A 12,049-nucleotide genomic window follows, 5' to 3' on the forward strand; every position below is an offset into this window, starting at 1 on the left:
TCACCAAAAGATTACGACAGAATTAAAGTACTTTGAAACAGATAAGTCTGGCACTATTCGGGAAAATAAATTCTATCTTGTAGTATTCCCAAAAGTTAGATTTTTTGAAAGGAACTATATTTATCCTTTACTTTTTACATAATGAGTTATATCATTACATCTAGATTAGAAAGTGATGCTGAAAATGAAAATTTCAATAGTTATACCGTATTTTAATAATGCTGCATCTCTCGTTAAAGTCCTGGAATCATTGATTTTAATTAATAAAAGTCATAAAATCCAAGTAGTAATCGTTGATGATTGTAGCGATGATTTTAATGAATATTCTTATGAAATATATAATAGAATAAGAAAAATCCAATATTACAATATAATACATTTGTGGAAGAACCGTGGCAGAGCTTATGCTAGAAATATTGGAGTTAAAAAAGCGTTTTTTGAAAACGTTTTATTTTTAGATGCTGATAGGTTACTCTCGAAAAAAGCTTTCTCAAGTCCCGTATTTTCAGATCAATATATTGAATCAGGAATTAGAATTGGTCCTATATTTGATACGTATATTCAATTGAAACAACTAAATAACATTGATAAATTCATGGAAAATCCAGAGATGGTTAGAAAATATTCTTATTATAGGTTTATTGAAAATTTCGTCAATGATAATGGGTGTATTATATTAAAAAATTCTTGGCTCGCAACGTTTTCTGGAGCGATGTTAATTTCAAAGAAAAATTTTTATACTGTCGGTGGTTTTGACGCTGATTTTAAAAAATGGGGTATGGAGAACTTAGAACTTGGCTTTCGAATCAGTAATAAGCTTGGTTTAAAGTATCATATAGAGAAATCATTTGTTACATATCATTTAGTTCACAAACGAGATAAAAATTTTTATAATGATGGAATTAAAGAATCTACAGAAATATTTTATCAAAAGTGGCATGATGATAGAGTGCTTAAATTGCGGGGGTTACTGCAAGGGACGATATCAGTTGGTGAATTTGAAAATAATCCCGATTTTTCACAGTATTATTATAAGAGACCATTGATATAGGAGAATAAATAATGGAAGAATTAAAAATAGTTTTAAAACAGGTAAATCCAGCACTACCAGATAGCATTAATTTAAATGATGATTTAAGGAGTTTGGGGTTTGATTCCTTGGCAACAATGAAATTAGTTTTCTTTTTAGAGGACGAATGGAATGTTAGAATTCCAGATGAACTAATTACGCCAGAATTTTTTTCTACAGTAGGGGGGTTAGTTCAATTAAAGAGAAAAATAGTGAAATGACATATTGATTAAGTTTTATATAAGATAGTTTATAGTTTGTGGATTCTTATTATCCAGTGAGTATATCTATATTTTTTCATAGAGGGGGGGTGAGGAAATGAAGCGTTCTGAGAAAATGAAACATTCAACAAAAGTGCGAGATAGAAAAAAGATTTCAATGTAAAAATTGTAGAGGTCTTTAATTATTTGAAGTAAGTTTGATTGGTAATGATCAACTTACTTTTTTTGGGGGATAATATGAGCTTGGATTTACAAAGATATAAAAAAATAAAAAGTTTTTATGCTCCTAGCGACGAGAAATTTCCATTTGTAACATTAGCTCAAAGGGGAATTTTTTTAGATGGAAAGATTCCAGATTTTATACATAAAACAAAAGATGAGAATGATTCCATTTCCTTAGAAGGGCAAATATTGAAAATCCCAAGGGGTCATTATTCACGAATAGTAGTCATTGGATTTTCGATGTATGGAGAATATTCGGGAGATTTTATATTTCGTCGAAATGGGGAAAATATTATGAAACTCAGGGTAGGATTAAATGACCTTCAGTCATCGAATGGCTTATTTAATAATATACCAATGTTACGATCAAATAAAATGATTGATAGTGAAGGAAAAATATATCAGATGAATACAATGATTTGGGAGTTCGATAGACGGTTTAAAAGTATTGAGGTAGATGAAATTCTGTTATTTGATAATCCATTTGCGATTATTGTTGATATTGATTTAAAGGAAGAGTGAGATATGTTTGATCGCTATTTAGACTGTTTTCAAAATAATTTGGCTTATATCATGAAGAAACAGGGAATGGACTACTATGAAGTATACAAGCCATCAATAGAATTTAATCCAAATACTTTTAATATTGTGCAAAGTGGTTGGAAGGATGCTCTAAGTAATGTGGGATTCGTAATTTCTAGATATTCAACTAGTAATAAGAGTGAATTTATTAAAATATTTAGTAAAAGAAACAATTTATTTAGTATGGTAAAAACTAATGTAGTTGATTTGCCATGGTCGATCAGTTCAGGATCGGATGACGATGATCATTGGGTTACTGTCTGGAATGGCCGAATACAGGATCCTTACTATGATAAATATGATTTAAATTTAGATGTAGGGAAGATGATTGCACATGTGGTGCCAAATGTGGGACATCATTACACTACTTTCTTTTTTTTGTTTTCTAATGGGAAAAACTTTAATATTCAAAATAATAAGAATAATAGATGTGTCGTTGCATCCTATACTAATAAATTAGGACAAAATTTATTGGAGGCAATTAAGTCAAATATGGATAGGAAAGAAAGAGAATCAGAATTATTTTATTCAAATCTATTAAATATTGCCAATGCAAGAATTCAATTATATAAACACCTTAAAAAAAATGAGAATAACAATAGTTTACTAGAAAAACTATTGTTAAGCTATCAATCTTGGATAGCACTTGCAAATATATACTTCAAAATAATATTAGGATACTATAAATGGAATGAAGTTTCTAAACGTGTAATAATTAAAATAAATGAAATTGTTCAAATTGAAAAGGCCATTTATAAGGAGTGTCAATAAAAAAGGTTAATTATTTGAATGATATATCAGTAATAAGGAGAAATCCATAAGTGATTTTTACTGAAAATTTGATAATACTGTTTTCATATTAAAGAGTACTTGGATCGGAAAAGAAATGGTAGTAATGAGAATAGTATCGTAAATATCATGATAAATTAATTGTAAGAAGGAAAAATAAAATATGGAAATTGTAGGCAATACACTTGATGAAGTATACGTACAAGCTATTTCAAATGTTATGGACAATGGAGTTGAAGTTGATCCAAGAGGGTTACTAGTGAAAGAGATACAGGGATTACACATAAAAGTTAATGAACCGTGGAAACATGTCATTACAAATACTGGACGTAATATGGATTTAAGATTTGCCGTAGGCGAATTTCTTTGGTATTTGGACAAAGATAACAGTTTAGATAGACTGTTATTTTATAATAAGCGTTATAAAAATTTTTCTGATGATGGAAGTACTCTTCATGGTGCATATGGACCGAGAATATTCAGAAAGTCATGGGCAGCGGCCAAAAGAAAACTATGTAGTGATATTCATAGTAGGCAAGCGGTTATAAATATATATGATGCTAATATTGATTTAGAAAAAGCAACTAAAGATGTTCCATGTACCTTGTCAATGCATTTTATGATAAGAAATGATAAATTACAGTTATTTGTTAACATGCGATCAAATGATTTAATTTGGGGATTTCCATATGATACATTTTCATTTACGATGTTTCAAGAATTAATGGCAAAAGAAATAGGTATAAAAATGGGAAGTTATCATCATTATATAAATAGTGCACACATTTATAAAAGACATTATGAAATATCACAAAAAATCCGAAAGAATTTAAGTGAAAGTTATGGGTTGAATCTAGAATTAAAATATATTGATAAATCTATTAATGCTGAATATAATTTAAGAAAAAATAGGCGGTATCTAAATCCCTCAGAAAAATATCTCTTTCCATTTTTTTCCGAAATTTTAAATTCGGAACTATCAGATAGAACAAAAGATAATAAAATGTTTCGCAACAGCGTCGATTCTTTGCCAAGTAGACTATCACCATTAATATCATGGAGAAATTAATCAATGAAGATCACAAAGAATGAGATAATGGGATTGATTTCTTCAACATTTTTATTAATAATTGCAGCAATATCAGAATCTGCGATACCAACGTTAATTGGACAACTAGTAGATAGTATAAAACATGAAACCAATTATGCTAAAATTGGTGAATTTCTGGCAATTTTAGCGATAGTTGCTTTGCTTATCAATAGATTCGGTAAAATAGTTATTAATACCATAATGATAGATATTATAAGAAAAATGAGAAATAAGCTTATTGATATATGGATTCATACAAGTTGGCAGAAATTAGAAAACAAAAAATCTGGTGAATTTGTTTCTCTAGTCAATGATGATTTAGATAATATTCGAGATTTCGCTGTTGATGATATTCCGATGTTAGTTGCCCAAATTATTGGTTTTTTTGTTGCTATAACTCAAATATTTGTAATTTCTAAAATTGTGACCTTAATACTATTCAGTATATATTTAATTTATTTAGTGCCATTTCGAAAACTAATTAAAAAACAGTATAATGCACAAAAGGAACTAAGAGATTCTAAAATTAAAATAAAAACTTTAACCGCTGATATAATTCATTATCAAGAAGAATTAGCTTATATAGATGCCGAAGGATTTATGCAAAAAAAGTTTTTGTTGTTGTACGAGAAATTAAATCATCGAATATTATTGAGTGAACTTGCTAAAAATTCTTCAAAAATCTTACCAAGAACGATAGATTCACTGGGACCTGCAATTGTTATTTTATATGGTGGATATTTACAGCTGAAAGGATCAATAACGATAGGAAATTTTGTTACTATTTTTACTTACCTGAGTATGTTTAGTGCACCTTTCAAAAATGCTATGAATGTGGTTACGTCCATTCAAGAGGCGTTTGTTTCAATTGATAAAATAAAAGAATATTTAAATATGAATGATGAAATTCTCTCCCGAAGTATTTATTATCAAGTCAAAAGTGATTGTTGGGAAAAATTAAAAAATATTAGTTCTGGAGAATATGTAATTTTGAAGGGGCTTTCTGGTACAGGGAAGAGTACGCTACTAAAATATATCTATTTTAGTGATAAGCATAGTCGAAAAATAATGTATGTTCCACAAAATGTGATTGTATTTCCAGGAACTATCCGAGAAAATTTACTTAGAAATGATATTGATAGTGGAAAATTTGCTGATTTGTTATGTTTTTTACCTAATTTAGATAATACTATTTCGAGTGGCAAGGGGCTCTCAACTGGACAAAAGATGGTATTAAATGTAATTAGGCAATCTGTTTTTGATGCTGATCTCATCCTATTAGATGAGATTGGAGCTAATATTGATAATAATCTAAAAAGAAGTTTAGGTTCATACTTTATAAAAATGTTTGGAAACAAAACAATTATTGAAATTACCCATTTGAGTGAGCCACTAATTGCAGAGAGATCGATAGATAGAGTACTAGAGGTGAAATGATGCTTGAATTTAGTTATAAAATTACAAAAAGTAGCTTTATAAAAATAGCCTTTATAATAACTATTACCTTAATTAGATCTTTTGTTTTGCTATTGCCTGCTTATCTAATTAAAGTAATAGTCAATGATACATTACCGTCCAAAAATATTATGAGTTTAGTTTTGATTGCAACATTAATAGCCGTAATTCCGTTTTTTACCAATTTTCTAATAAGTATAGATTTAAAATTATCATCCTATGTATTGGGCAATGGAGAGTTATTGGCAAAAAAAAGACTATCTAGTGTTATATTTTTAGGCGTTCAGGATAAGTATAAAAGCAAAGTACTTCATATCTTGGCCAATGAGATACCAAATGTAGCTAAATTTTACTTTAGGAATGTTGGTAGTGTTATTTGGATATTAGGAACCAACCTTGTTGGATTTGGAATGGTTTTAAAAAGTAATCTCTTATTGGGAACTATTTTTGTTGGAACAATTTTGCTTGGTGGTTTGATACTTTTTCCATTCTATAAAAAGTATATGATTATAGAAGAAGAATTAAATGATATAAAAATTATTCAAAATAATCAATCGGTATTTTTGGATGAAATTAAAGATGGAATTTTAATAAATGATAAAATCCCAAAAAAACTAGTATATGATTTTAAACTGTCAAATGCTAATAGTACCATTTTGCAAAAGAAAATTGTTCGTCAGGAACAGAAAATCCTATTCTTTATTGATTTTTTAAAAAAATTGATTATATTTGAAATATTCTTTGGGGGATTTTTTATTCTGAGAATTCATAATATTGGTGTTCTTGTTGAAAGTTATCAAATCAGTATTTGGTTATTACCATCAGTAACGTTATTGATTCAGATAATCTTGTCAACACTTAATATATTACCACAAATTAATAATATTAATAAAAATAATTTCTATCTGTCTGAAAATGAATTACAAATGTTAGATGTGAAATTTTCTGGTGAAGGATTGGAAATAATTTCTGGTAAATTGGGAGATTTTGATTTAAAGAGAAAACTATCTTTAAATTATGGGGCGATCTACTCATTAGAGGGGAATGTGGGCGTTGGTAAGACGACAGTTCTCACTCACTTGTCAAAAGATTTAAAGAAGAAGAAATATAAAGTTTGGTTAAGTAGTAGCCGACCAATTATTTTTAATGACACAATAAAAAATAATATTTTATTGGGACAAAAGATTTCTAAGGATGAATTTGAAGAAAAGTTAATAAAATATGGATTCTCTGAAAAAATATTATCAAGGTTGGATGAATCGATTGATGAAGTAAAAGTTTCTGGGGGTGAAGCGCAAATGATTGAATTAGCTAGGTTGTTGCTAGGTAGGAAAAATCCAGATTTAATTATCTTTGATGAATCATTTAGTGCACTAGATAATGTAACATTCAATAAAGTTTGGAAAGGTATAATGTCTAACTTTAAAGACAGAATAATATTAGTGATTTCTCATAATATGCCAAAGCAAATCGAGATAGGTAAGGAGATCCAGTTCGCTGACTATTTTAGATATGGAGGAAAAGCGCATGATTGAATTTTTTGAGACAAGTAATGGTGTGAGAGGAGTAATAAAAAAAAAAGCAATAAAACATTGTCTATTATTTGTCAGGGAGTTCCAGGAACAAGGGTTGAAGGACGTAATTTTCTTGTGAAAATGTCTGAAAGTATGATAGGCAGTGATGTTGTTCGTTTCGAGCCCAGGGGGATAGGATATTCAGAGGGGGAATTTTATAATTTGACACATAAAAGTTGGTTGGCAGATATTGCTGGTATTTTGCACGAGACACTAAATTCTAATAATTATACAACCGTTAAACTAGTGCTAATGAGTGATGCCTCAAAAATGATTGTTAATATACTTGAAAAAGTATTAAAAAAATTAGATGATTGTATAAAATGGCAAATAATACTAATTAATGGTATATTGACGAAGGAAAATAAGTCTGGACCAAATAAAACAAGAATTATCAAAATGGGTAATGGTAATTGGGGGTTATATACTGGTTTTGGGGTCTATTTTTCCTTAGACTTTCTAGATTATTATCCAGATAAAGATAAAGTTCGAAAAGTTATACATGAAAATAGAAAAAATATTTTTGGAATTTATGGAATGAAAGATGATTTGACAATTAATTCTAAATTGCTGTTAAAAGATATTGGTATTCAAACTTTTGAGATCCGAGAGGGTGATCACTTATTCACTAGTGGGAATTGTATGAAAGAAGTGATTCAATCCATTAAGGAGATCTATAATAATTATTAATGATAAACAGACATTAATGGGACCCTATAGACAGTTTGTAATGTGTCCGTCAGATAGTATTTTTGGTAAGGAAGTTTATTTATTCGTTCCGGGATTTGGTCAAAGTGGTAGTGGATTATATTACTTATATTCTGAATTATAAAAAAAAATTAGAGATAGAAATTCTTGTATTCCTATTTTATTTGATTATGTAAATTCGGGCGATAGCGAATTTTACGAAAAAAAGAATCATACTTCTGTGCAAGATTATTGGGAAGAGTGCTTAATTATATTAGATTCAATAAATAAATATAAGCCTAAGAAAGTGAATGCCATTTTAACAGGGATGAGTATGTTTTATATTAAAAATATGTTAGATTATCAAAAAAAAATAAATATAATATTAGTTCCACCATATCCTATGAGTACGTTAAACTTTAGATTTCATAAATCAAGTATGTTCTTCAATACATCTGATGAATTTAAAGTAAATCCATCTATAAAAAAGTTTTTTGAAAGTTTAGGAGCTAATTGGTCCTCTTGGAAAGGAATTAATATTTCAGGTAGATTGGCCGCAAGTTTATTTTTGGAAGCAAGTAATTATGATAAATCGCAGGCTCTTGCAAGTGCTAAAATTGCGTTTGATTTTGATGAACATAGTTTGTCGCAATGTATTAGATTATATCATCGGGAATCTATAACGATAATTCATCCGGAAGATAGAGTTCGGATCTTGGAGAATTTATAATGAAATTTCAATACATTATAATCAGCTTTTATATATTAATAACTTACATTTATCGAATAAGGAGAACGACAAAGTCTATAAACTTTTTAACTAATGGTGGTGATAAGGATCGTGTGATGAACACATTTCCTATTATTCATATTATTGTTCCTGTTTTTAATGAACAAAAAGTTATTATAGATACCTTACAATGTTTGCTTAAAATGGATTACCCTAAAGAAAAACTTAGTATTAATATTGTTGGAACAGTTTCCGAACATACAATAGACTATCTAAATAAAAATTTTAAAAACAATTGTAAATTTATAAGTTTATATATATCGCCAAAATCAGGTAAATCTAATCAGGTAAATTATGCAATTGATCAAATAAGTGACAAAATAAAGAATCCTAAGAATGAATATATCTTGGTATATGATGCAGATTCGAATCCTAGCAAGAATAGCTTACTTTCTTTTAGGAGCAGAATTTTAGAATTTGACTTTCCCATTGCTCTCCAGCAGTCAACAATATATTTGAAAAATTTTGATTCATTAGGATGGTACGGAAAGATAGAATCTATATTTCAGCTTAGTAGAGTATTGGTTTATGAAGTTTATGGACAGTTAAAAACAATTAATTCTGCTACAGCATATACGTATATGGTAGGCCACGGAATGTGTATTAGAATAGATTTTTTACTAAAAACTGGAAAATTTTCGGTTCCCTATGATGATGTTCATATGGGACAGCGAGTCCGTTTATTTGGTGAAAAGATAATACCAGTTAATACAATGGATGTATCGGATACAGCCATATCATTTAGAGAAATTATAAGGCAATCTGGTGGTTGGTTATTAGGTGGACTAATAATAACCGAATTTCAACGTATTAAGCATTATAATAATATACATGATTTGCAAGTGTTTTGGCCTATTATTTATATAAAAGGAATTTTTGATACATTATCATGGTTTACGGATGGAATATTAATATTACTGTTAATGTGGTATAGTTTTATGGATATTAAGTTTTTAGGGCTCATACTTTTATGGGAATTGTTAAGTCTTATAAGTTTATGGTTAGTTGTAAATTTTGCTAAAAAGTTGGGAATAAAAATAAATAGAATGATTATTTTACTATTAATAGGAGGATTGCTAAGGCCTGTTGTTAGAATGATTTCTTTACCTAGTGCATTTGTTGTAATGTGTTCGGGCAAAATTAAAAGGGCTAAAAGGGGAGAAAACTGACGACTAATAGTTTAACAGAAAAAATAAATCAGTGTTATGGAATTTTTACTAATAGTATAAAGCCTAATTTCCAAAGTAACTTTGTGTATGATTATTTTATTAGTGATAATAAAGGTAAAGCGTATTATTTAAGGTATTTCAACTCCCAAAAGAATATATTAAATAATATTGATGAACTACAAAGGATTCACGCTATATTGCAAAATCAGGATGATTTTTGTGTTCCAGAATGGATCTTATCTATTGATGGTAAAGCTACAATGAATTTTAGAAATAGTAAGTATATTTTGTTAACTATGCTACCAACAGAAAAAAAAACATTAGAAAATTGGAATTATAACAAAGTATTGAATATATTAAGCAAAATGCATTTAATACTATCTAAGCTATCTAAAAATAATTCGATAATCAATAGCGAGCTAACTTTTTTTAATTTTGTTAACCCTTGTAGCCGACATCTTGATGGATATTTTAAAAATATACTAGCCACTTCTATAAATGCTGTTACTGACAATTATAGATTTAATTATTTGAAAAATTATAAGCGGCAAATAATACATGGCGATTTTCATTCATCAAATGTTTTTCCGGGAAAAAATAATAAATTAAATATCATAGACTTTTTTAATTCTACATTTGATACACCTCTATTTGATTTGATGGAATTAATGGATTTATTTCCTGAAAATAAATTTAATATTTTAGATAAATATAATGATTGGAATAACTGCCAATTTACAATGCGGGATTTTGAGTATCTAAAATTTGTAAAAGCTGTATTTTATTTAAATAGAATGAACGAGAATATTAGATTTAATTCAAGATTGAAGGGTGGGGCAATGACAATCAAGTGGGCAATAACAATAATCGACAATTATTTATGTGGATAACATTTGCTGCATAGTTAGTGGAGGAAAAAATGGAGTATAAGAGTCTAAGTATGATGTTTGCTGATAAATTAAAAATGAATAAAAATAAATATGTGGTTATAGATTCTGATAGAAAAGTAACTTATCAATATTTAGCCCATATCATAGGGATCATTCAAAATAAAATGAAAAACCTTACAAGGTTTAAAGAAGCAAGTGTGATTGCATTCAGATTTCGGAATTCGGTGGAATATATTGCGACGTATATTGCTACTATTGGCTTAGGAAAAATTGCTCAACCAATCTATTATGAGTATAACTTTGTGGATTTAAAAAGGATATTATTGCAGTCAAAAGCAGATTTTTTTATTGACTCTAAAAATGATATTGATATTAATGAGTATTTATTGAGTTGTCCTTTGATTTCTTCCAAATGGTTATTTAATGATTTAGAAAAAAGTCAAAATATGAATATATCACCGATATTTGAAGAAAGTAATCCTAATGATCCAGTATTGTATCTCACTTCTTCTGGGACTACTGGAAGTTCTAAAGTGATTGCACATAGTAATTTATCATTGTTATTAAATATAGAAATGCACATTAATTCTCTTAATTTAGGTAAAGGGGCTGTGGGTTTGGCAGCTTTGCCATTACCATTTGGTTATTCCAATATGACCCAGTTTTTAGTACATATATATTTAAATGGTACACTTGTCTTGGGGGAGGCTTTAAACTATCCTACTATTTTTTTGAATGCTATACGTGTTAACCGGGTGACGGATACGACGGTAGTTCCCTACTTCTTATCATTACTTTTATATTATATGAATAATCGTGGGGATAGTTTTCGTAATCTTTTTAGCTTAAAGTATATATTGTTTGGAGGTGGCGTTCTTTCTCAAGAAACGTTTATGAAATTAAAAAAATTAAGTGGGAAATCATTAAATTTTGTACAAACCTATGGTAGTACTGAGTGTGGACCAAGAATAACCACAAAGATTATTGATTCTGTTTATGATAAAAGTAATCTCGGAAAACCATTGAACGGAGTCAAAATAACAATTACTAATGCTAATAATACTGGTAATGGATTAATAAAAATTACAACACCGAGTTTAATGTTAGGGTATGTGAAAAAAGGTAATATAGAAAAAAATACTGAAACTAGCTTTATTCCTGGAGATGTTGGTAAAATAAATAAACAAGGTGAGTTAATTTTTAAAAGTCGCGTTAAAAATATGTTGAAGTATAGGGGATTTAATCTACAAGTAGAAGAAGTTGAACATGAAATAATTCAGCTGTTAAAGGGAGATCTTTCTAATTTAGATATTAGAGTAGGACAGAGTTTGGAGGGAGATTTAGTTTTAGAACTACATACAGATACAGTAGTAAAGGAAGGTAATATAAAACAAAAAATCAAGGGATTATCGGCATATATGCGTCCGACAATAGTGAAAATAGTAGATAAAATTCCGAGAACAGCAAATGGAAAGATTAAGAGACCAGAATATTTATTAATTTAATACTAG

General features: G+C 28.7%; 12 protein-coding genes. All 12 read left to right on the forward strand.

The window, feature by feature from the left end:
• The first annotated feature begins 184 nt into the window (after positions 1 to 184).
• The 12 genes from HU830_RS08555 (at position 185) to HU830_RS08610 (ending at position 12,043) form a co-directional block, all read left to right on the forward strand.
• Positions 185 to 1,051 (forward strand): glycosyltransferase family 2 protein, encoded by an 867-nt coding sequence (locus tag HU830_RS08555; RefSeq protein ID WP_176943336.1) that lies wholly within the window; start codon positions 185 to 187, stop codon positions 1,049 to 1,051.
• Between the two features lie 11 nt (positions 1,052 to 1,062).
• Positions 1,063 to 1,290, forward strand: a complete 228-nt coding sequence (locus HU830_RS08560; RefSeq protein WP_176943337.1) for a phosphopantetheine-binding protein — start codon at positions 1,063 to 1,065, stop codon at positions 1,288 to 1,290.
• A gap of 243 nt (positions 1,291 to 1,533) precedes the next feature.
• On the forward strand, positions 1,534 to 2,034 hold the full coding sequence (locus HU830_RS08565; RefSeq protein WP_176943338.1) for a hypothetical protein: 501 nt from the start codon (positions 1,534 to 1,536) through the stop codon (positions 2,032 to 2,034).
• Positions 2,035 to 2,037: 3 nt separating this feature from the next.
• Positions 2,038 to 2,865, forward strand: a complete 828-nt coding sequence (locus HU830_RS08570; RefSeq protein WP_176943339.1) for a hypothetical protein — start codon at positions 2,038 to 2,040, stop codon at positions 2,863 to 2,865.
• A gap of 181 nt (positions 2,866 to 3,046) precedes the next feature.
• Positions 3,047 to 3,952 carry a thymidylate synthase gene (locus HU830_RS08575; RefSeq protein WP_176943340.1) on the forward strand — a complete coding sequence of 302 codons (906 nt, stop codon included), beginning with the start codon at positions 3,047 to 3,049 and terminating at the stop codon, positions 3,950 to 3,952.
• A 3-nt stretch (positions 3,953 to 3,955) separates the two neighbouring features.
• On the forward strand, positions 3,956 to 5,410 hold the full coding sequence (locus HU830_RS08580; protein WP_176943341.1) for an ABC transporter transmembrane domain-containing protein: 1,455 nt from the start codon (positions 3,956 to 3,958) through the stop codon (positions 5,408 to 5,410).
• Entirely contained in the window at positions 5,407 to 6,963 is a 1,557-nt protein-coding gene (locus HU830_RS08585; RefSeq protein WP_176943342.1) for an ATP-binding cassette domain-containing protein, read from the forward strand. Before HU830_RS08580 ends, HU830_RS08585 begins: the two co-directional genes overlap by 4 nt.
• Positions 6,964 to 7,077: 114 nt before the next feature.
• Positions 7,078 to 7,692 (forward strand): hypothetical protein, encoded by a 615-nt coding sequence (locus HU830_RS08590; protein ID WP_176943343.1) that lies wholly within the window; start codon positions 7,078 to 7,080, stop codon positions 7,690 to 7,692.
• Between the two features lie 238 nt (positions 7,693 to 7,930).
• Positions 7,931 to 8,419 carry a hypothetical protein gene (locus HU830_RS08595; RefSeq protein WP_176943344.1) on the forward strand — a complete coding sequence of 163 codons (489 nt, stop codon included), beginning with the start codon at positions 7,931 to 7,933 and terminating at the stop codon, positions 8,417 to 8,419.
• Entirely contained in the window at positions 8,419 to 9,648 is a 1,230-nt protein-coding gene (locus HU830_RS08600; protein WP_176943345.1) for a glycosyltransferase, read from the forward strand. The genes HU830_RS08595 and HU830_RS08600 overlap by 1 nt, the downstream gene beginning before the upstream one ends.
• Before the next feature lie 83 nt (positions 9,649 to 9,731).
• Positions 9,732 to 10,538 (forward strand): phosphotransferase, encoded by an 807-nt coding sequence (locus HU830_RS08605; RefSeq protein ID WP_324196355.1) that lies wholly within the window; start codon positions 9,732 to 9,734, stop codon positions 10,536 to 10,538.
• Positions 10,539 to 10,567: 29 nt separating this feature from the next.
• A complete protein-coding gene (locus tag HU830_RS08610) occupies positions 10,568 to 12,043 on the forward strand; it encodes a class I adenylate-forming enzyme family protein (RefSeq protein WP_176943347.1) in 1,476 nt (491 codons plus the stop codon).
• The last annotated feature ends 6 nt before the right edge of the window (positions 12,044 to 12,049 follow it).

The sequence above is a fragment of the Bombilactobacillus apium genome, assembly GCF_013385145.1.
Classification (GTDB): domain Bacteria; phylum Bacillota; class Bacilli; order Lactobacillales; family Lactobacillaceae; genus Bombilactobacillus; species Bombilactobacillus apium.

Excerpts from the sequence above, each read along its gene's own strand:
- HU830_RS08555 (WP_176943336.1), top strand. The coding sequence starts at position 185 with ATGAAAATTTCAATAGTTATACCGTATTTTAATAATGCTGCATCTCTC.
- HU830_RS08560 (WP_176943337.1), top strand. The coding sequence starts at position 1,063 with ATGGAAGAATTAAAAATAGTTTTAAAACAGGTAAATCCAGCACTACCA.
- HU830_RS08570 (WP_176943339.1), top strand. The coding sequence starts at position 2,038 with ATGTTTGATCGCTATTTAGACTGTTTTCAAAATAATTTGGCTTATATC.
- HU830_RS08575 (WP_176943340.1), top strand. The coding sequence starts at position 3,047 with ATGGAAATTGTAGGCAATACACTTGATGAAGTATACGTACAAGCTATT.
- HU830_RS08580 (WP_176943341.1), top strand. The coding sequence starts at position 3,956 with ATGAAGATCACAAAGAATGAGATAATGGGATTGATTTCTTCAACATTT.
- HU830_RS08585 (WP_176943342.1), top strand. The coding sequence starts at position 5,407 with ATGATGCTTGAATTTAGTTATAAAATTACAAAAAGTAGCTTTATAAAA.
- HU830_RS08600 (WP_176943345.1), top strand. The coding sequence starts at position 8,419 with ATGAAATTTCAATACATTATAATCAGCTTTTATATATTAATAACTTAC.
- HU830_RS08610 (WP_176943347.1), top strand. The coding sequence starts at position 10,568 with ATGGAGTATAAGAGTCTAAGTATGATGTTTGCTGATAAATTAAAAATG.